Source organism: Paracoccus denitrificans, from assembly GCF_900100045.1.
Taxonomy (GTDB): domain Bacteria; phylum Pseudomonadota; class Alphaproteobacteria; order Rhodobacterales; family Rhodobacteraceae; genus Paracoccus; species Paracoccus denitrificans.
This window is the reverse complement of sequence record NZ_FNEA01000013.1, coordinates 1-17,624: the sequence shown is the minus strand read 5'-3', so window position 1 is coordinate 17,624 and position 17,624 is coordinate 1. Positions and strand designations below refer to the sequence as shown.

At 67.1% G+C, this 17,624-nt stretch carries 20 protein-coding genes and 1 riboswitch; of the genes, 8 read left to right on the top strand and 12 right to left on the bottom strand.

Annotated elements, in window-relative coordinates; translation table 11 throughout:
* Positions 1–14 precede the first annotated feature (14 nt).
* Positions 15–452, top strand: coding sequence for a hypothetical protein (locus BLT64_RS12835; protein WP_011749275.1), 438 nt, complete (start codon positions 15–17; stop codon positions 450–452).
* Positions 453–515: 63 nt separating this feature from the next.
* Positions 516–1,364 carry an alpha/beta hydrolase family protein gene (locus BLT64_RS12830; RefSeq protein ID WP_011749274.1) on the top strand — a complete coding sequence of 283 codons (849 nt, stop codon included), beginning with the start codon at positions 516–518 and terminating at the stop codon, positions 1,362–1,364.
* 17 nt (positions 1,365–1,381) lie between these two features.
* Here BLT64_RS12830 and BLT64_RS12825 read toward each other — a convergent pair whose 3' ends face one another.
* The 11 genes from BLT64_RS12825 to BLT64_RS12775 form a co-directional block, all read right to left on the bottom strand.
* A complete protein-coding gene (locus tag BLT64_RS12825) occupies positions 1,382–1,915 on the bottom strand; it encodes an SRPBCC family protein (protein WP_011749273.1) in 534 nt (177 codons plus the stop codon).
* Entirely contained in the window at positions 1,912–2,844 is a 933-nt protein-coding gene (locus BLT64_RS26380; RefSeq protein ID WP_114669512.1) for a vWA domain-containing protein, read from the bottom strand. Before BLT64_RS26380 ends, BLT64_RS12825 begins: the two co-directional genes overlap by 4 nt.
* A complete protein-coding gene (locus BLT64_RS26375; protein WP_011749271.1) occupies positions 2,841–3,392 on the bottom strand; it encodes a hypothetical protein in 552 nt (183 codons plus the stop codon). Before BLT64_RS26375 ends, BLT64_RS26380 begins: the two co-directional genes overlap by 4 nt.
* Entirely contained in the window at positions 3,389–4,396 is a 1,008-nt protein-coding gene (locus BLT64_RS12810; protein ID WP_011749270.1) for a vWA domain-containing protein, read from the bottom strand. The genes BLT64_RS26375 and BLT64_RS12810 overlap by 4 nt, the downstream gene beginning before the upstream one ends.
* On the bottom strand, positions 4,393–5,196 hold the full coding sequence (locus BLT64_RS12805; protein ID WP_011749269.1) for a hypothetical protein: 804 nt from the start codon (positions 5,194–5,196) through the stop codon (positions 4,393–4,395). The genes BLT64_RS12810 and BLT64_RS12805 overlap by 4 nt, the downstream gene beginning before the upstream one ends.
* Positions 5,193–6,047, bottom strand: a complete 855-nt coding sequence (locus tag BLT64_RS12800; protein ID WP_011749268.1) for a DUF58 domain-containing protein — start codon at positions 6,045–6,047, stop codon at positions 5,193–5,195. The genes BLT64_RS12805 and BLT64_RS12800 overlap by 4 nt, the downstream gene beginning before the upstream one ends.
* Positions 6,044–7,063, bottom strand: a complete 1,020-nt coding sequence (locus BLT64_RS12795; RefSeq protein ID WP_011749267.1) for an AAA family ATPase — start codon at positions 7,061–7,063, stop codon at positions 6,044–6,046. The genes BLT64_RS12800 and BLT64_RS12795 overlap by 4 nt, the downstream gene beginning before the upstream one ends.
* Positions 7,064–7,124: 61 nt before the next feature.
* Positions 7,125–7,436, bottom strand: coding sequence for a methanol dehydrogenase [cytochrome c] subunit (locus BLT64_RS12790; protein ID WP_010399081.1), 312 nt, complete (start codon positions 7,434–7,436; stop codon positions 7,125–7,127).
* A gap of 54 nt (positions 7,437–7,490) precedes the next feature.
* Entirely contained in the window at positions 7,491–8,024 is a 534-nt protein-coding gene (gene moxG / locus BLT64_RS12785; protein WP_010399085.1) for a cytochrome c(L), periplasmic, read from the bottom strand.
* 10 nt (positions 8,025–8,034) lie between these two features.
* Positions 8,035–8,865: a methanol oxidation system protein MoxJ gene (moxJ, locus tag BLT64_RS12780; protein ID WP_011749266.1), complete on the bottom strand. Its 831-nt coding sequence runs from the start codon at positions 8,863–8,865 to the stop codon at positions 8,035–8,037.
* Positions 8,866–8,938: 73 nt separating this feature from the next.
* Positions 8,939–10,837, bottom strand: a complete 1,899-nt coding sequence (locus BLT64_RS12775) for a methanol/ethanol family PQQ-dependent dehydrogenase (protein WP_011749265.1) — start codon at positions 10,835–10,837, stop codon at positions 8,939–8,941.
* 348 nt (positions 10,838–11,185) lie between these two features.
* On the opposite strand from BLT64_RS12775, the gene BLT64_RS12770 reads away from it, so the two are divergent.
* The 6 genes from BLT64_RS12770 to BLT64_RS12745 all read left to right on the top strand — a co-directional run bounded on the left by BLT64_RS12770 (position 11,186) and on the right by BLT64_RS12745 (position 17,094).
* Entirely contained in the window at positions 11,186–11,650 is a 465-nt protein-coding gene (locus tag BLT64_RS12770) for a protein MoxZ (RefSeq protein WP_011749264.1), read from the top strand.
* Positions 11,647–13,074: a LapD/MoxY N-terminal periplasmic domain-containing protein gene (locus BLT64_RS12765; protein WP_011749263.1), complete on the top strand. Its 1,428-nt coding sequence runs from the start codon at positions 11,647–11,649 to the stop codon at positions 13,072–13,074. Before BLT64_RS12770 ends, BLT64_RS12765 begins: the two co-directional genes overlap by 4 nt.
* Entirely contained in the window at positions 13,059–13,730 is a 672-nt protein-coding gene (locus BLT64_RS12760; protein ID WP_011749262.1) for a response regulator transcription factor, read from the top strand. Before BLT64_RS12765 ends, BLT64_RS12760 begins: the two co-directional genes overlap by 16 nt.
* Positions 13,731–14,119: 389 nt before the next feature.
* A riboswitch (cobalamin riboswitch) is annotated at positions 14,120–14,332 on the top strand.
* Positions 14,333–14,532: 200 nt separating this feature from the next.
* Complete coding sequence (locus BLT64_RS12755) at positions 14,533–16,278, top strand: ribonucleoside triphosphate reductase (protein ID WP_011749261.1); 1,746 nt, start codon at positions 14,533–14,535, stop codon at positions 16,276–16,278.
* A gap of 14 nt (positions 16,279–16,292) precedes the next feature.
* Positions 16,293–16,475, top strand: coding sequence for an anaerobic ribonucleoside-triphosphate reductase (nrdD, locus tag BLT64_RS12750; RefSeq protein WP_011749260.1), 183 nt, complete (start codon positions 16,293–16,295; stop codon positions 16,473–16,475).
* Positions 16,468–17,094 carry an anaerobic ribonucleoside-triphosphate reductase activating protein gene (locus BLT64_RS12745; protein ID WP_011749259.1) on the top strand — a complete coding sequence of 209 codons (627 nt, stop codon included), beginning with the start codon at positions 16,468–16,470 and terminating at the stop codon, positions 17,092–17,094. The genes nrdD and BLT64_RS12745 overlap by 8 nt, the downstream gene beginning before the upstream one ends.
* 113 nt (positions 17,095–17,207) lie before the next feature.
* On the opposite strand, the gene BLT64_RS27365 is transcribed toward BLT64_RS12745, so the two are convergent.
* On the bottom strand, positions 17,208–17,624 hold a 417-nt coding region (locus tag BLT64_RS27365; RefSeq protein WP_496559546.1), incomplete at its 5' end, for a beta/alpha barrel domain-containing protein.

The following is a 17,624-nucleotide window of genomic DNA, read 5'->3' as shown; positions in this document are numbered from 1 at the left end:
ATTGGAGAAGCAGAATGAATGGAAAATTCGTCGCCATAGCCTTCCTTACAGCCAACATGGCATTCTCTGCGTCAGCACAGCCTGCCCCGTTGGAGGAGTTATTTCTTAAAGTTGCAGCAGGCGAGGATGGGAAGCCCACAATTTCGCAAGACGAGTTCCAACTTTCCAAGAATGAATATTATCGCCTCAACTTTGTTTGTGCGGAAGATGCCGGTGACACAGGATTTCAATTCGAGTCCGTGCCTTTGCTGTCGAACTCGCATCTGAGAGTCATCAGTATTGAGGGCCAGGAGATTCATATTCAGGGTCTGAGTTTTCATGCCCTCCAATGCGACGAGGCAGGAACAATACGCTTCAGTTTTTATCCGATCCGTTCCGGTACCTTTGAATTCACTGTGCAAGACCACGAAGAACCTGCCAATATCATCAGGGGAAAATTTGTGGTCGAATAGAATGCTCAAACCAGATCTGGGAGATCTAAAGGCCACTAACTATATGTAAATGCAAGGGTTGTCATGCGCAAAGGATTGTCAGCCAGCGCAGTTCTTGCCCTGCTAGCATTTCCTGCTCATGGAGAAACATTAACGCTGACCCTCGACCGAGGTATTGCTGCTACACTTGAGATGCCGGCAGGGCACGGGCGGTTTCCTGCCGTATTGATGTTCCACGGACTAGGTTCCAGCCGCGATGAGGTCGGCATCATATTTGCCGATACCGCAACGGCGCTGGCCATGGATGGTATTGCCTCGCTCAGGATCGATTTCCGGGGCTTTGGCAAATCGGACGGTGATACGGGTGCATTCACCTTGGAGCGGCAGAATGAGGATGCGGCGATTGCACTGCAGGCGCTGGCTGCGATGGACAAGATCGATGCCGAGCGCATCGGCCTGATGGGCTTTTCCTTCGGCGCAGGAGCCGCCATCGAATTGGCTGCGGCTCAGCCGGAAACCATCAAGTCGCTTGTCGTCTGGGCACCGGTGGGCAATTACCATGACGACATGCTGGACAGCCTGGGCCAGCGCGCTTTCGACCTTGCGGAGCGGGACGGGATCGTCGGGCTGGATCTGGGCTGGCGCACCATGGCCCTGAAACGGGATTTCTTCGACGGGCTGAACCGGCATGATCTGCTGGCGGCGCTGCGAGCCTATGACGCGCCATTCATGGTGGTGAACGGCAGCGACGACCCCTATCGCAAATACACGCCCGCGCTGATGCAGGCAGCAGCTGGCGCGGAAAAGCGGGCCTTGGTGATCGAGGGCGGCGACCACGTCTTTCACGTCTATACCCCCAGCCGCTCACTGGCCCCCGAGGTCATCGAGGCGACCGTCGAGCGGTTCAGGGACACGCTTGGCAAGACGCGCTGATCCCCGGCGGATCGCGCTCAGCTGCCGGTTTCGGCCGTGGCCTTGATCCCGGCCAGGGCGTCATCGACATATTTCTCCATGGCCGCGACGGCGGCCTCGTCGCTGAACCGCTCCTCGGGCTCGTTGGTCGTGTCGGCGCGGAAGAAGCTGGCCTGCCATGCGACGCTTGCACCGTCGCCGTCGGGTGTCACCGTGACGCTGTTGGTATAGAAGCTGACCGGAAACACCTCGATGTCTTCCCGGGACAGCCGCCAGCGGATCGTCATCGTCTCGGCGCCGATGTCGTCGATGCCGTCGACCAGGATGCCGCCCGACTTGAATGCGATGCTGCGCTTCGCGCCGGCGCCATCGCCCTCCATGCTGGCCTCGGCGATGGCCGGATGCCAGGCCGCGATCGAGGCCGGATCGGCAAGCAGGGCCCAGACTTTCTCGGGCGGGGCGGCCACCTTGACGCTGCGCGACAGTTGCTGCGGCGTCGGGCCATGGGCGAGCAGCGGGGTCGCGACCAGCGCCGTCAGCGCCGAGGCTAGCAGGGTTCTGCGGTTCATCATGGGGTCTCCTTCCTTGCATGAAGCGGGGTGGCCAGCAGCGCGGCCAGCAGTACGGCCAGGGCCAGCGCGCCGAAAACCGGCGACAGGCTGCGATGTGTCGCGACCCGACGCGCGGGGGCGTGGGCGGCCAGTGTCGCCTGCAAAGCTGCGGGCCCGGCCGAGAGCCGCGCGAAACCCATGCCGCGTTCGCCGGCAAGCCGGGTCAGGTATTCCGCGCGCATCGCCGACAGGTGCTCGGACCCTTCGAGGTCGGCTTCGCCATAGGGGTTGTTGCGCGGGTGAAAGCCGGGCCGGTCCGCCGCATCCGTGGGCGGGGCGCCTATGCGAGCGGGGGCGTGCTGCACGTCGGTGGGTCCGTAGAAGCCGGTCTCGCGGCCCAGGTCGTCGAATTTCGGGATCGGCGCCGGCTGGTCGCCGCCGGCCCCCAGGACAACGCCGCCGGGGCTGTCCTCGCGCCAGCCGTCCGGCCCGGAATACGGCAGGGGCGGGGCTTCTTGTCCATCGGTGACGAAGATCAGTGCCGCATCCAGCCCGCGCGCCCGGTTCAACGCATGATTCAACCCTTTCGAGATCATGCTGTCGCCTTCCCAGGCCATGCGCCAGTCCAGGCCGGCCAGGGTGCCGGCCAGCGTGGCATAGTCGGTGCAGATCTCGACCGGCTCGATCAGCGTCAGGCTGCGGCGCTCGGTAAAGAAGCCGAGACCGACGCGGGCACCGCAAGGCTGGCTGGCGATCCAGCGCGTCAGCACGTCCCGCGCCGCATCCAGCCGCGACGCGCCGTCCATGTCGCGCACGTTCATCGAGCGGGTGATGTCCACCACGATCAGCACGTCGCGCAACTCGCGCCGGCCCTCGATGCCCGGCCCTGCCGCGGCGACGAGAGCCAGCCCAGCGGCCAGCGCGGGCAGGATGGCGCGGGCCGCGGTCACGGCGCCCCCCGCGGCAGGCCCGGCAGGTCGGTCCACAACCGGCGCGGCCGGGTCTCGGGGTCCTCGTCGCCGTCCTGCCCCTCGCGCGGCATGTCGCGGACCAGGCGCATGGCCAGGTCCAGATTCACCTTGGCGTCGAAGTTGCCGGGCCGGGCGCGCAGCGTCTCGCGATAGGATGCCTTGGCCAGGTTGACCAGCGCGGTGGCCTCGTCGATGCGATTGCGCTCGATGCGCTCGAACCCCATGCGCATCCGGGCATTGCCGATGGCATAGTGGTATTCCGAGCGCAGGCCGGGCGGTGCGGCGGCCAGCGCGGGCAGCAGCGCCTCGGCCTCTTGCGGCCGGTCGCGCAGCGCCAGGAAAAGCGCGCGGGCATGGGCGGCGCGCGGATCGGCCGCCTCGCGCAGCGCGACGTCGCTGCCGCCCGCCAGGCTGCGGATGGCGCGATTGTCGGTGGCCACGCCCCAAAGCTGCCAGCCCGACCACAGCACCGCGCCGGCCGCGAGCGCGACCCAGGCCAGCAGCGCGGGAAAGACCAGCCGTCTCATGCCGGGACCAGCAGGGGCGCGGGGCGGCGAGGGGCATAGCGCCGCTCGAGCCAGCGGGCGGCCGCCAGCGCCGCGCAGCACAGCGAGGCCAGCAGATGGCAGGCCCAGGCCAGGTCGCGGCGTGGCACCGGGCGGCGGGTCAGGATGGGGCGGGATTCCATGCGCCCGATCTCGGTCACGGCGTCCTCGACCGCGCCGGGGCTGTCGGCCTCGAAGGCGTGATAGGGCAGGCCCAGGCTTTGCAGGAAGATATGCAGGTGCCGCTCGGGGCGCAGGTGCGGGGTGTCGGCCTGGCCGGGCTCGGGCACCTCGAAGATGCCCTTCGCGCCCTTGGTGCGCAGGTAGAGCCAATAGATGTTGACCTGCCGGCGCGCCGCCAGGTTGCGCAGCGCGGTCTGGACCTCGGGCGCGATGACCGCCGCCCCGTCGCTGACCAGCACCACGGCGCGCGAGTCGCTGGCCGATGCCTCATGCGCCATCCCCATCGCCAGGGTCAGGCCGCGGCCCACATCGGTCTGGGACAGGCCCGGCTCGGCCAGGGCGGCGACGGCGGCGGCAATGGCGGTCCGGCTTTCGGTCATCGGCAGCACCAGCATCGGCGCGGTGGAAAAGGCGGCGATGCCGATGCGGTCGTCGGGACGGCGGGCGATGAAGTCCAGCAGGATACGCCGCGCGGCGGCGGCCTTGCTTTCGTCGCCCCCTTGCGGCGAGCGCCCGGCGAAGGTGTCGTCCATGCTGGAGGAGCGGTCGATCAGCAGCACCAGGTTCGTGCCGATGCCGCGATAGGCGGTGCTGCCGCCGCGCAGATAGGGCTGGGCAAGGCCGAGGATCAGTGCCGCCGGCGCCAGCATCGCCAGCGCCACCAACAGCGGGCCGACCGCGCGTCCTTCGACCGCCCGCAGGTCCAGCCGCGGCACGGCGGATGCCCGCAGCCAGCGGATGACCAGCGGCAGCAGCAGCAGCGGCAGGGCGAAGAGCGCGGGCGGCCAGGCGAAACCGATCATCGCCGCCCCCGCTCGATGGCCGCGAGGTCGCGGGCGAGTTGCGGGATGTCCTGCGCGGGGCCTGACCCCAGGCCGAAGAAGGCCGCGTCGGAGGCTGCGAAAAAGCCGCGCAGCCGCTCGGCCAGCGGCGCGAATTGCGGCGCATTGGCCAGGAAGCGATCGAGTTCGGCGCCGATCAGCACCCGGCCGAAGCTTTGGTCGAAGGCGCGGTGCAGGGCGCGGCGGGCCTGCGGCTCGGGCAGGCGGGCGACGGCGCGCGCGGTGCGGGTGAAGGGCCGCGCCGGGCGGCGGTGGAACGGGAACCAGCCTTGCTGCCAGGCAAGCGCCAGCGCCCCCGCGACCAGCGCGACGGCCGAGACCAGCAGCCGCAATCCTGCCGGCATCGGGTCGATCAGGTGGAACGGCGGGTCCGGCTGCAACTGGTCCGACGTCGAGGGCGCCAGGATAGGCCGGATCGGCGAGGTGACATAGCGAAAGCCCGGCAATTCCAGCGCCGTGCCATCAACCAGCCGGATCGCCGATGCCGGCACCTGCCGTTCGCGCGGCTCGAGCGCCGAATAGAAGTTCTGCCAGCGCAGCGTCAGTTCGGTGCCGCCGGGTAGGTCGCGCCGCGCGACATCGCGCAGGTCCAGCCAATAGTCGACCGCGCGCGGCCGGGGCAGCGAGGACGGGTCCACCTGTCCTTTGATCCGGATGCGCTGCACCAGCTCGTCGCCCAGCCACCAGCCATAGGGCCGCGGGTTCTCGACCTGTTGCGCAAGCGCCGGAAACGGCAGCAGGACCAGCGCCAGCCATTTCATAGCGGCGCCTCGGAAAGCGAGGCGGCCAGCTCTGCCACGTCGATGCTGTCGGTGATCTCGATGGGCGAAAGGCCGTGCTCGGCCAGGATGCGGCGCAGGGCGGCCTGCCGGTCCCGCAGCAATTGGGCTTGGCGCGCCGCCCAGCGGGGCGTGGTCAGCACGGTGCGGCGGCGTCCGGTTTCCGGGTCGCAGAGCTCGGCCAGGCCAAGGCGCGGCGACGGCGCGTCGAAGCCGCTGTCGCGCAGCCAGACGGACAGCACGGGACGCGGCCGCAGCGCGGCCAGCAGTGCGGCCAATTCGTCCGGCGACAGTTCGAAATCCGAGATCAGTACCACGAGGATCCGCTCTTGCGGCAGGTCATGCGCCATGGCCTCCAGCGCCGCCGTGCCCCGGCCCGCAGGCGCCAGCGGCAGGTCCAGCAGGTCGGCGGCAAGGCTGCGCCGCGTCGGGGGCTGGTCGTGAAGCACCCGGTCGCCGGCGCAGACGGTCAGCGAGAACGGGTCGCGCGCCCGCCGCGCGGCCTGCGCAAAGCCTGCGGCCAGCAGCCGCGCCAGGCCCGCGCGGTCGGCATGAGCCACCGCGCCCAGCGAGGCCGAGGCATCGAGCGCCACATGCAGCCGCAGGTCGGTGCGGGTCTGGAAGCGCCGCACATGCAGCACGCCCAGAGGGTCGGTGATCGAGCGGCGCAGGTCCAGCCGCCGGGGGTCGGGATGCGCCAGCAGCGGCGCGATGTCGGCGAAACTCTCGCCCGCGCCGCGTATCCGGCCGGCATGGGCGCCCATGCGCAACCCCGGCAGCCCCTGCGTCAGTCGCCATGCGAGGGCGTCGAACAGGTGCAGTTGGGCGTTCATGCGGCAGGAACCGGGATCGTCGCGAAGGCCGCGTCGATCAGCGCCGGGACCAGCGCCTCGCGCCGCGGCTCGTAGGCGGGCGACAGGAAGATGCGATGCGCCATCACCGGGGCCAGCACGGCGCGCACGTCCTGCGGCAGCACGGCCTCGCGCCCTTCCAGCCAGGCGCAGGCGCGGGCGGCGCGGACGAGATGCTGCATCCCGCGCGGACTGACGCCGCCGCGGATGAGGCGGGCGGCATCGGCGCCCTCCAGCGCCAGCCCGGCCGAAGCGGGATTGCGCAGCGCCTCGCACAGGTCGAACACATAGCGCCGCAGCGCCGGGCTGGCATGGGTGCCGGACTGGACCCCCGCCGCCAGACCGTTCAGCCCACGATAGGGCAGGATGCCCTGCCCCACCTCGGCGATCAGCGCGGTCGTGTCGTGAAAGCGCGGCTCGAAGGCCAGGGCCACGCGGTCCTCGGGCGCGGCGGGCGCATCGACGGCGATCTCCATCAGGAAACGGTCGCGGGCGGCGGCGGGCAATTCGAAGGTCTCGTCGCGCTCGATCTGGTTGCGGTCGGCGAAGACCTGCAAATGCGGGAACCGGTATTCTCGACGGAATGCCGACAGGCTGCGCTCGGCCATCAGCCGCAATAGAAGCGCATGGACCTGCGGGCGGGCACGGTTGATCTCGTTGAAGAAGAAGACCGCCATGTCCTCCCCCTGCTCCAGCACCGGACCGGGCTCGATCCGGGGGCGGCCATCCTCGGCGATATGGGTGGAATAGATCAGGTCGGTCGGCAGCAGGTCCACCGTGCCCTCGACCCGGCCATAGGGGCCGCCAAGCGCGCGGGCCATGGCGCGCAGAAGCGTGGTCTTGCCGGTGCCGACATCGCCCGCCAGCAGCACATGGCCCCGGCACAGCGCGGAAATGAGCAGCAGGCGGATGGTCCGCGCCTGCCCCAGAACGACGCCGTTCAGCGCCGCTTCGGCGTCGCGGAACCGGGCGTGCCAGTCCGAAATATTGCTATCCATGATCCGTCCCGAATATCACGCTGCGCGTGGTCTGGAAGCACGCGCAGCGCCCCCGGCCCGCTTATTCGGCGGGCGGAGCCTTGGTCTCGTCGTAGCCGTCGATCTTCTTGACGTCATATTCGAACTTGCCGGTCTTTTTCATGTTCCAGACCCGCCATTCATTGCGGGCATCCATGACGGCCAGCGACTCGCCCTGCTTGGACAGTTCGGCCGGGTCGTGCTGCGGGTCGTATTTCGAGCCCTCGACCTTTGCCGGGTAGTCGGGCTTCGGCTCCCAGCAATTGCCGGGGGCCTTGCAGTTGGTGCCGTCATAGGCCAGCGCCGGAGTGCCGAGCGCCAGGGCGGCAACGGTCAGGGTCAGGATGCGTTTCATTCTGTCTCCTCCTTCTGGGTCAGGCCGGGCGGGCCGCCGCCCGGCGGTTCGGGTTCACGACTGGTCTTCGCCGGACGATTTGGGTTGGAACGGGGTAAAGCCGGCCTTCTGCTCGTCCGTCAGCCAGCTGGCGTCCTTGGGATCGCCGGTATAGAGGTGGCGCACCCAGGCCATGGTCCTGAGCATCTCGTCCAGCGTCAGGCTGCCCCACATCGGCCCCATCTGCCCCGTCGCGCCGCCGTAAAGCGTCGAGAACAGCCCGACGTCGGTTTCGTTGCCGGGATAGGTCCAGTAGGCGTCGTTCAGGCCGGGACCGATCTTGCCTTCGGCATAATGCCCATGGCAGCCCGAGCACATGCCGGCATAAAGCTCTTCGGCCTCGGGCAGGATCTCGGGATCCTCGTTGTAGACGTTCTCGCCGGTTTCCAGGAAGTGCTTCACGGCCTCGGTGTCGCGGCCTTCCTCCATGGCGTCGTCGAAGTTCAGCGGTGAGCCGTCGATGATGTTGAAGAACTGCGGGGCCGCCATTGCCGCGACCGGGATGATGAGGGTCATTGCGAATGCGGCAAGGATCCTGGGCTTCGTCATTCCATTTCCTTCAGCTTGACGGCAGCAGGGGGATGCCTTCCTCGGTCAGGATGGCATCAATCCTGGCTTTGCCGGATTGCAGGGCCTGTTCGATCGGCCCCAGAAGCTCGGGATGGGTCTTGGACACGCCCACGGACTGCGAATATTGCAGCGGGATGATGACGCCGTCCGAGCGTTCGATTTCATTGGTAATCAGGGTCATACGCAAGGGCTCGCGCGAGTCGCGGACATAGCGCGCCGCCTCGGGGGCGAAGACGATGGCCAGATCGGCCCCGCCATCCGCGACCTCCGTGATGACGCGGCTGGCCTCGACCTGGGTGTATTTGTTTCGCCGGTCCTCGAAATTGGTCAGCGAGGCCTGGTAGATCAGGTTGTATTCGTAGCGGCCGGTATATTTCAGGATCGTCTCGGCCGGGGAATGCAGGCGATACGAGAAGGTGTCGAACCCCTCCTGATCCACGTCCTGCCACTTGTCGCCCTCGAAGTTGCGGTCCTGCCGCGTGACGAAGGCATAGCCCGAGCGGTAATAGGGCCGGGTGGTCAGCAGCCGCTCGTCGCCCGCATCCACGCCGACCAGAACGTCGCACAGATCCTTTTCGATGCCGTCGCGGACCAGATAGATCGCGTCTTTTTCCAGCATCACCAGATCAAGCGTGGCGCCCATCTCGTCGGCCAGCACTTGGGCGATCTTGTTTTCAAAGCCGGCGCCCTGCGCGTCCGAGAAGGGCGCGTCCTTGGTCGAGGCGCAGACGCGCAGGTTCGTCGTGTCTGCCAGAGCGGGCGAGGCAAGGGCCAGGGCCGCCGCCCCCGCGCCGCAAACCTGGCGGAAATCAATGAGCATTTCGGTTTCTCCAGACTGAATAGGGTCACGCAGGCCGGCCCGCCGGGAAGGAAGGGCGGGCCGGCCCGCCGCGTCAGGTGGGCTCACCCGGCGCGTATTCGCCCACGTTCGGGTCGGAATAGGGGCTCTCGCCGTCAAGCGAGAAGACCATCACGCCGCCGCCCATCTGGGTGAACTCCTGCAGCCGCTTGAACGCGCCCACCGAGCCCAGACCGGCGGTCGGGTCGGCCAGGTCGAAGACCAGACCCACGCCCGGCCAGCCGCCGACTCCATACATGATCGCGACATATTGCCGGCCGTCATGCTTGTAGGTCATCGGATGGCCGATCACGCCCGAGGGCAGCTTGAACTTCCACAGCAGGTCGCCGGTGTCGCTGTCGCGGGCCTTGATGAAGCCGTCCAGCGTGCCGTAAAAGGTCAGCCCGCCCGCGGTGGCCATGGTGCCGCCCCAGACCGAGAAGCGCTCCATCTTTTCCCATTTCATCTCGCCCGAGATGGCGTCGTAGGCCTTGATCTGGCCCAGCCCCAGCGCGTTCTGGCGGTCGCCCTTGGGGCCCGGATACATGGTCAGCGTGGCGCCGACGAAGAACTGGCCGGCGCGATAGGGCAGCATGAAGGGCTCCCAATCCATGCAGATGTGGTTGATGCCCAGCATGAACACCTTGCGCTCGGGGTCGTAGCTGTCATGGCCCTGGTTGTGATAGCCCATCGCCGAGGGACAGATGTCGCGGGCCTTGTGGTCCATGCGCGTGCCGAATTCCGGGTCGCGCACCGGCAGGCCGGTATCCAGCTGCACCTCCTTCACCCAGTTGACCGTGTCGTCCATCTTGTCGGCCGAGATCAGGTCGCCATTGGTGCGGTCCAGCGTGTAGACGATGCCGTTGCGGTCCGGGTGGGTCAGAAGCTTGCGCATCTGGCCCTGCTTGTCCTCCTGTTCCGACAGCATCATCACGTTGACGCCGGCATAGTCCCATTCGTCATGCGGCGTCTTCTGATAGGCGAATTTCGCCTCGCCGGTGGTGGCCTCGCGGCCCCAGATCGCCATGGTCCACTTGTTGTCGCCCGGACGCATGGTCTCGTTCCAGGGCGCGGGGTTGCCCGAGCCGTAGTAGAACAGGTCCACCTCGGGGTCATAGGCATACCAGCCCCAGTTGGTGCCGCCGCCGATCTTCCAGGCGTCGCCCTCCCAGGTCTCCAGGCCCAGGTTCTTCTGGCCGTAATGCGGGTTCGGGGCGTTGAAGTCCTCGGCCAGCAGCAATTCCTCGTCTGGGCCGGTGGCAAAGGCGCGCCAGCGCATCTCGCCCGATTTCACGTCATAGGCGGTGACATAGCCGCGCACGCCCAGCTCGGCGCCCGAGGAGCCGACCAGCACCAGGTCCTTGATGACATAGGGCGCGATGGTCAGGGTCGAGCCGACCTTGATGTCCGAGTTCTCCATGATCCAGCGCGTCTCGCCGGTCTCGGCATCCATGGCGACGATATGGCCGTCGAGCTGGGTGCGGAAGATCAGCGGCTTGACCTGATCGTCGCCCGGCCAATAGGCCAGGCCGCGGTTGACCACGTCGCAGCAGGCCACAGTCCGGGCCGTGGGGTTCTGCTTGGGCTTGTTCTGCCACAGGATCTTGCCCGGCTCGTTCAGGTCCAGCGCGAAGGTGGTGTTCGGGAAGGGCGTGTGAATGAACATCCGGTCGCCGACGACCAGCGGCGTACCTTCGTGCCCATGCAGCACCCCGGTCGAGAACGACCAGGCGGGCCGCAGCTGCTTGACGTTCTCCTTGTTGATGTCGGTCATCTCGGAATAGTTCTGCGCGTTGTAGTCGCGCCCGGTCATGACCCAGTTCGCGGGGTCCTTGGCCAGTTCGACCAACTGGTCATTGGCGGTCGCCGGCGCGGTCGTCAGGACGGCAAGGCCCATGGCCACGGCCATCGCAAGGCTCGACGCGCCCCTTGCCTTCGGGGTGTTCCTGTTCATAGCGATCTCGCTCCCTCTCGCTGTCTCTGGCGCGGACCGGGGGCCGGTGCTTCGACCCGGCGGTCACCACACTTGGCGGGCTCGGGCCTCCACTCCCGAACCGCCGCAGCACTGATTAGGCATCCCGCCATCCGCCTTGTCTGCGGGGTGGGCTTCCCGACTTTCTCGGGGGTTTTTCCCCGTCCGATCCGGGGGATGCATCACCCGCTTTCGGCGGGCGCCAGACCAACGTCGCAGCACGCGGCGGTTGTTCCATACCAAAGGTGGGCATAGTCTTGACCTCAGGAGGATGCGCCTGCGGCGAATCACTGCAGCGCAGAAAAATCGCGGAAAACAGGAGGAGGCAGGATGCGTTTCTGCCGTGGCACCGTCTTGGGACGCTCTGCGGCAGGCATGGCGGTTTTGCTTGCCCTGGGTGCCTGTTACGAGGAAGACGACCAGACCCTGCCCTCGGCCGCGCCCGGGGAATCCGTGGCTGCGGAAAGCACGCATTGGCTCGAGATCGACGACAGCCGCAGCCCGGAAACCTTCCTGTCGGCCGAATCCGGACTGCCCGCCCAGACGCTGGCGCCGCTGCTGGGCGCGCTCTCGGCGCATTACCGGGAAAGCCCGCGGATGATCGCCAACCGCGTCCTGCAATTGTGGCAGGAATATCCCGACACCCCGCTGGAGCGGATAATGGCCGATCTGGTGCCGGCCCGGGATGCGCCCGAGGAAAGCCTGGGCCCCGTTGCCCAGCAATATCGCGTCCTGCGGGCCGGCGGCGCCGGCCATGCCGATGCTGTCGCCGCGGCCATGGGGCAACGGGAATGAGCGCGCCGACCGAAGGCCTCGCCTTTCAGGCCTTTGGCCGCGCGACGCGGGTGCGGCGGACCGTGCCGCTGCGCCGGATCGTGATGGGGCTGGCCTGCGCCGTCAGCCTGTCGCTGTGCCTGATCGTCTCGGCCATCCTGATCGTCAACGCGCGTCAGGCGGTGCAGGAGGAAACCGAATCCGCCTTCCGGCTGGCGCATGAGGCCGTCGTGCGCCGCCTGCCGCCCAGCCATGGCGGCCGCGACACCATGACCGAGGCGATCGGCCTTGCCGAAGAGATCGACGGGCTGCGCCATGTCTCGGCGCGCATCCTCGATCCCGAGGGCCAGCCGCTGCAACATCGCGCGCATGGCCAGCTCCGGTCCGAGGCGTCCGCTCCGCAGTGGTTCTCGGCCTTGATGACGCCGCCCCTGGTCGAGGCCCTGGTCCCCATCACCCATTATCCGAACGTCTTGGGGATGCTGCGCGTCGCCGCCGATCCGACCGACGAGATTGCCGAGGTGTGGGGCGATTTCAGCATCATCCTGCCGGTGCTGTTCCTGGCCGGGCTCGCCATGGTGGGGCTGGCCTTTCTGATGACGACGCTGCTGACGCGGCGCCTGCAGTCGGTGCAGGCCGCCATGGCGCAGATGCAGGACGGTCGCCTGTCGGTGCGGGCACCCGACGACCGGCTGACCGAATTCGCCGACCTGGCCGCGGGGGTCAACGCGCTGGCCTCGCATCTGCAGGCCGAGCAGGCCGAGAACGACCTGCTGCAAGCCCGCCTGATCGGCAGCTCCGAAGCCGAGCGCTCGCGCATCGCGCTGGACCTGCATGACGAGATGGGGCCGCAGCTTTTCGCCTTGCGGGCGGCCGTCAGCCACGCGCAGGCGATGACCGCCGACCTGCCGGAACGGCCCGCCGCCCTGGACGAGACGCTGGATGCCATCGCCGGCCATGCCTTGGAGGTCCAGAGAAGCGCCCGCACCGCCATCAACGACCTGCGCCCGATGCTGCTGGGCGAGGCCAGCCTGGCCGAGCTTCTGGCCGAACTCGTCACCGGGTTTCGCGATGTCGCCTCCGAAACGCGGGTCGTGCTGGACGTCGACCCGGAGGTCGAAGGCTCCAGCCCCGGCGAATTGGCGGAACTGTCGATCTATCGCTTCGCCCGGGAAAGCGTGCTGAATGCCATGCGGCACGGGCGCGCGACCGTGGTTCGGGTCAGCCTGGACACCATGCCCGACGAGCCCGGTCAGATCGTCGTGCGCGTCACGGACAACGGCAAGGGGCCGCAATCCGGCACCGGCAGGCCCACGCCCGGGTTCGGCCAGATCGGCATCGAGGACCGCGCCCGCGCGCTTGGGGCGACCTATCTGCCGCCGTGGCGGGACAACCGACTGACCCATACCGAACTGAGGATGCCACGCCCATGCAAGCTGCGCTGAAACTGCAATCAGACGACGCCCGCCCCCTGCAGATCCTGATCGTGGACGACCACCCCGTCGTCGCCGAAGGCTGGGGGCGGATCATCCGCACCAAGACCGCCTGCGAGATCGCCTCGGCGCCGTCGGCATCCGAGGGTTGGCGCGCCTGGAGGCAGGCCCGCCCCGACCTGATGGTGGTGGACCTGAGCATCGGCCGAAACAAGATCGCCGGAATCCGGCTGATCGAGCGCTTGCGGCGCGTCGATCCCGACTTGCCGATCCTGGTCTTCACGATGCACCGCAGTCCCGTCCTGGCCCGCCGCGCGCTGATGTTCGGTGCGAACGGGATCATCAACAAGGACAGTCCTCCCGCAGAAATATGCGCGGCCTTCACCGAGGTGGCTCGAGGTGGCAATTACGTCGACTCGCGTCTGGCGATGCAGATCGCTTTGCTGAACGTCTCGCGCCCAGGAACGAGCGCCCCGCGCCTGACCGGCCGTGAGGAGGAGATCCTGGGCATGATCACCGAAGGCATGTCCTATCGCGACATCGCGGACCGGGCCTGCATCAGCTACAAGACAGTTTCGAACGTCAGCCTGGTACTGAAAGACAAACTCGGCGCGGCAAACCTTGCCGATCTGGTGGTCAAGGGCATCCGCTATTTCGAAGGGGACTAGATACCATGGCCAGCTTCCACTGAAGCAGCGCGGCGCGCTACTTGTCTGTTTGGACTCGGTGATGTGCTGATTTACGGCGCCGAGCAGAAAGCCGGGCCATTCTGATCCATTCTCAGTGGTCATCCAACTTTACCTGTTGATCAAGATCTTATACGGTCTTCTGCGCCACCGAGCGTCGGAATTCGTCAAGAGCCTGCTGATCCATCGGGCCTGGACTAGCCGGTTCCGAATTATACGACGCTCTACCGCAAGCGGAAAAATTGCATGTACAAAACCGTATCGGCCTGCTTCAGGTCCTCTGCACCTGTTGTTGTGAGCGGGCTGACTTCCTCTCTTGGACAAAGTGTCGCAGGCCAATACAACATCTTGACGGATATTGCCTCATCATCCCTATATGTAGGCATCACGGTTCTTTCGGGTCGATCCGACCCGAAAGCGAAGAGGGAAGCCGGTGCGCCTTTCGGGGCAAGGCCGGCGCTGCCCCCGCAACTGTAAGCAGCGAGCCTGCGCCGGATCACGCCACTGGTGCCGCACGGCATTGGGAAGGCCGGCAAGGGCAGCGACCTGCGAGCCAGGAGACCTGCCGTGATGATGACGATGAACCACGGGCGGGGTGTCCCGGCGGTGCGCCTGGCAATGCGGCCTTGTCGCCGCAGGGCTTCATGCGTCCTGGCCTGCCCCGCCCCCAGCAGCACGGGGAACAGATGCAGCCATCCTTCACCACCAGACCTGCCGAGGTCGGCGCCGCCGTCCGCAGCACCGCAAGGGCGGCAGCAAGCCACAGGCAAGGGAGGGCGCGTTGATGCCGGCGCCGCTTACGCCCCCGCCCACCGCGCCGGCAAGGGATGTCGCCGTCGATGTCGCCTCGTCGGTCAACGAATACCTGGACCGCGCCGATTGGCGGGTGAATGCCAACGCCAACCAGGACTATTCGCTCGGCGGGCTGATCCTGAACGTCTCGGGCAAGGTGGTGGCCAATTACTGGCTGTCGCATGTCTATCCGCCCGCCGTGGGCGAGGCGCATCGTCGGGGCGACCTGCATATCCACGACCTCGACATGCTGGCCGGCTATTGCGCCGGCTGGTCGCTGCGCAGCTTGCTGACCGAGGGCTTCAACGGCGTCCCCGGCAAGGTCGAGGCCGGTCCGCCGAAGCGCCTGTCCAGCGCCATCGGCCAGATCGTGAACTTCCTGGGCACGCTGCAGAACGAATGGGCCGGCGCGCAGGCCTTCAGTTCCTTCGACACCTATATGGCCCCTTTCATCCGCAAGGATGGGCTGGGCTATGCCGAGGTGCGGCAGGCCATGCAGGAGCTGATCTTCAACCTCAACGTCCCCTCGCGCTGGGGCACGCAGACCCCGTTCACCAACCTGACCTTCGACTGGGTCTGCCCCGAGGATCTGCGCGACCAGGTGCCGGTCATCGGCGGTCAGCCGATGAATTTCACCTATGGCGCCTTGCAGGCCGAGATGGACATGATCAACCGCGCCTATATCGAGGTAATGACGCGCGGCGACGAAAAGGGCCGGGTCTTCACCTTTCCGATCCCGACCTACAACATCACGCCGGATTTTCCCTGGGACAGCGAGAACGCCAAGCTGCTGTTCGCGATGACGGCGAAATACGGCCTGCCCTATTTCCAGAACTTCCTGAACTCGGACCTCAAGCCGAACATGGTGCGGTCCATGTGCTGCCGGCTGCAACTGGACCTGACCGAGCTGCTGAAACGCGGCAACGGGCTGTTCGGCAGTGCCGAGCAAACCGGCTCGCTGGGCGTCGTCACCGTCAATTGCGCGCGGCTGGGCCATCTGCACAAGGGCGACGAGGCCGGGCTGCTGCGGCGCCTGGACGAATTGCTCGACCTGGGCCGCGACAGCCTGGAGATCAAGCGCCGGGTGATCCAGCGGCTGATGGACGACGGGCTGTTTCCCTATAGCCGGCGCTATCTGGGCACGCTGCGCAACCATTTCTCGACCCTGGGCGTCAACGGCATCAACGAGATGATCCGCAACTTCACCGACGATACGCATGACATCACCACCGAATGGGGCCATGCCTTCGCGCTGCGGCTGCTCGACCATCTGCGGGCGCGCATCACCGCCTTCCAGGAACAGACCGGACATCTCTATAACCTGGAGGCGACGCCGGCAGAGGGCACCACCTATCGCTTCGCCAAGGAGGACCGCAGGCGTTTTCCTGGCATCCTCCAGGCCGGCACCGAACACGAGCCCTATTACACCAATTCGAGCCAGCTGCCTGTCGGCTTTACCGACGACCCGTTCGAGGCGCTGGAACGGCAAGAGGCGCTGCAGCGCAAATACACCGGCGGGACCGTGCTGCATCTCTACATGGGCACGCAGCTGTCCTCGGCCGAGGCCTGCCGCAAACTGGTGCGCCGGGCGCTGGAGAATTTCGGCCTGCCCTATATCACCGTCACGCCCACATTCTCGGTCTGCCCCAGGCATGGCCATATCGCGGGCGAACACGCGTTCTGCCCGCGCTGCGACGAAGAGCTTATCGCGAAAAAGCGGCAATCGGCCGCGCATTGAGGAAGGAAAAGACCATGTTCGACGACCGGAAAACCGGACCGGAAGAAATCCTGCTGGCGGATGAGGAACGCCAGCCCTGCGAGATCTGGACGCGGGTGATGGGCTATCACCGCCCGGTATCCTCGTTCAACCGCGGCAAGAAGGGCGAATTCCGCGAGCGGCTGTATTTCAGCGAGCGGCGGGCCGATCTTGGCTGAGATCCGCATCGGCGGCCTGCAGCGCCTGTCCAGCTGCGACTGGCCGGGCGAACTGGTCGCCACCCTTTTCCTGCAGGGCTGTCCCTGGGACTGCCCCTATTGCCACAACCCGCATCTCATCCCGCCCGAGGCCGAGGGGACGCTGGATTGGCAAGAGGTCCTGGGCTTTCTGGCGGGACGGCGCGGCCTGCTTGACGGCGTAGTGTTCTCGGGCGGGGAGCCGACGCTTCAGCGCGGCCTGCCCGAGGCGTTGCGGGCGGTCCGGGCCCTGGGGTTCAGGACCGGCCTGCACACGGCCGGCCCCTACCCCGCTCGGCTTGCGGCGGTGCTGCCGCTTTGCGACTGGGTCGGCTTCGACGTGAAGGCGCCGTTTTCCGGCTATCGGCGGGTGACGGGCGCAGCCGGCAGCGGCGACAGGGCCAGGGAAAGCCTGCGGCTGCTGCTGGCCAGCGGCACGGCCCACCAGGTGCGCACGACGGTCGATCCCACCCTGATCGACGGGGCGGCCTTGGCGCGGATGGGCGCGGAACTGGCGGCGCTGGGTGTCGCCGACCATGTCCTGCAGACCTGCCGCAGCACCGGAACACGCACGAGCCGTCCGGTGCACCTGCAGGGCTGAGGGCGTCAGGAACCGGCCTGCCGCCGCGAAACCCTCGCGCATGAACCGGCGGAGCGGTGGGCGGTTGCGCCCCGCCGGTCGTCGGGCGGGACCCCCCCGCCCGATCCCTGGCCTTATGCGGGCAGGACGCTTTGCGCGATCGAGGCGTCCAGCGCCTCGAAGGCGTTGAGGCCGATCAACTCGTAAAGCTGGGCGCGGGTCTGCATCTCGGGCAGCATGGCCGTCGTCGCGCCGTCGCGGGCCAGCGCCGCGTAAAACCGCTCCTGCGCCTTGTTCGCGACCCTCAGCGACGAAACCGGCCAGATCACCATGTCATAGCCCAGTTCCTGGAACTCCTCGGCCGTCAGCGCCGGAGTGCGGCCGAACTCGGTCATGTTGGCCAGAAGCTTCACGCCGGGCAGGCGGGCGCGAACCTCGCGGAACCTCTCGACCGAGGTCAGCGCCTCGGGAAAGATCGTGTCGCCATCGACCAGCAGCGGCAACTCACTGGTCTGCGCAATCTGGCGAATGAAGAACGCGACCTCGTCCAC

What these genes read in the sequence shown, in the direction of transcription:
- nrdD (WP_011749260.1), top strand. Translation starts at nt 16,293, where the DNA reads ATGTTCGACGACCGGAAAACCGGACCGGAAGAAATCCTGCTGGCGGAT.
- BLT64_RS12825 (WP_011749273.1), bottom strand. Translation starts at nt 1,915, where the DNA reads ATGATGAACCGCAGAACCCTGCTAGCCTCGGCGCTGACGGCGCTGGTC.
- BLT64_RS12775 (WP_011749265.1), bottom strand. Translation starts at nt 10,837, where the DNA reads ATGAACAGGAACACCCCGAAGGCAAGGGGCGCGTCGAGCCTTGCGATG.
- BLT64_RS26375 (WP_011749271.1), bottom strand. Translation starts at nt 3,392, where the DNA reads ATGAGACGGCTGGTCTTTCCCGCGCTGCTGGCCTGGGTCGCGCTCGCG.
- BLT64_RS12765 (WP_011749263.1), top strand. Translation starts at nt 11,647, where the DNA reads ATGAGCGCGCCGACCGAAGGCCTCGCCTTTCAGGCCTTTGGCCGCGCG.
- BLT64_RS12770 (WP_011749264.1), top strand. Translation starts at nt 11,186, where the DNA reads ATGCGTTTCTGCCGTGGCACCGTCTTGGGACGCTCTGCGGCAGGCATG.
- BLT64_RS12805 (WP_011749269.1), bottom strand. Translation starts at nt 5,196, where the DNA reads ATGAAATGGCTGGCGCTGGTCCTGCTGCCGTTTCCGGCGCTTGCGCAA.
- BLT64_RS12755 (WP_011749261.1), top strand. Translation starts at nt 14,533, where the DNA reads ATGCCGGCGCCGCTTACGCCCCCGCCCACCGCGCCGGCAAGGGATGTC.
- BLT64_RS12810 (WP_011749270.1), bottom strand. Translation starts at nt 4,396, where the DNA reads ATGATCGGTTTCGCCTGGCCGCCCGCGCTCTTCGCCCTGCCGCTGCTG.
- BLT64_RS12790 (WP_010399081.1), bottom strand. Translation starts at nt 7,436, where the DNA reads ATGAAACGCATCCTGACCCTGACCGTTGCCGCCCTGGCGCTCGGCACT.
- BLT64_RS12800 (WP_011749268.1), bottom strand. Translation starts at nt 6,047, where the DNA reads ATGAACGCCCAACTGCACCTGTTCGACGCCCTCGCATGGCGACTGACG.
- BLT64_RS12835 (WP_011749275.1), top strand. Translation starts at nt 15, where the DNA reads ATGAATGGAAAATTCGTCGCCATAGCCTTCCTTACAGCCAACATGGCA.
- BLT64_RS12795 (WP_011749267.1), bottom strand. Translation starts at nt 7,063, where the DNA reads ATGGATAGCAATATTTCGGACTGGCACGCCCGGTTCCGCGACGCCGAA.
- BLT64_RS12830 (WP_011749274.1), top strand. Translation starts at nt 516, where the DNA reads ATGCGCAAAGGATTGTCAGCCAGCGCAGTTCTTGCCCTGCTAGCATTT.
- moxG (WP_010399085.1), bottom strand. Translation starts at nt 8,024, where the DNA reads ATGACGAAGCCCAGGATCCTTGCCGCATTCGCAATGACCCTCATCATC.
- BLT64_RS12760 (WP_011749262.1), top strand. Translation starts at nt 13,059, where the DNA reads ATGCAAGCTGCGCTGAAACTGCAATCAGACGACGCCCGCCCCCTGCAG.
- moxJ (WP_011749266.1), bottom strand. Translation starts at nt 8,865, where the DNA reads ATGCTCATTGATTTCCGCCAGGTTTGCGGCGCGGGGGCGGCGGCCCTG.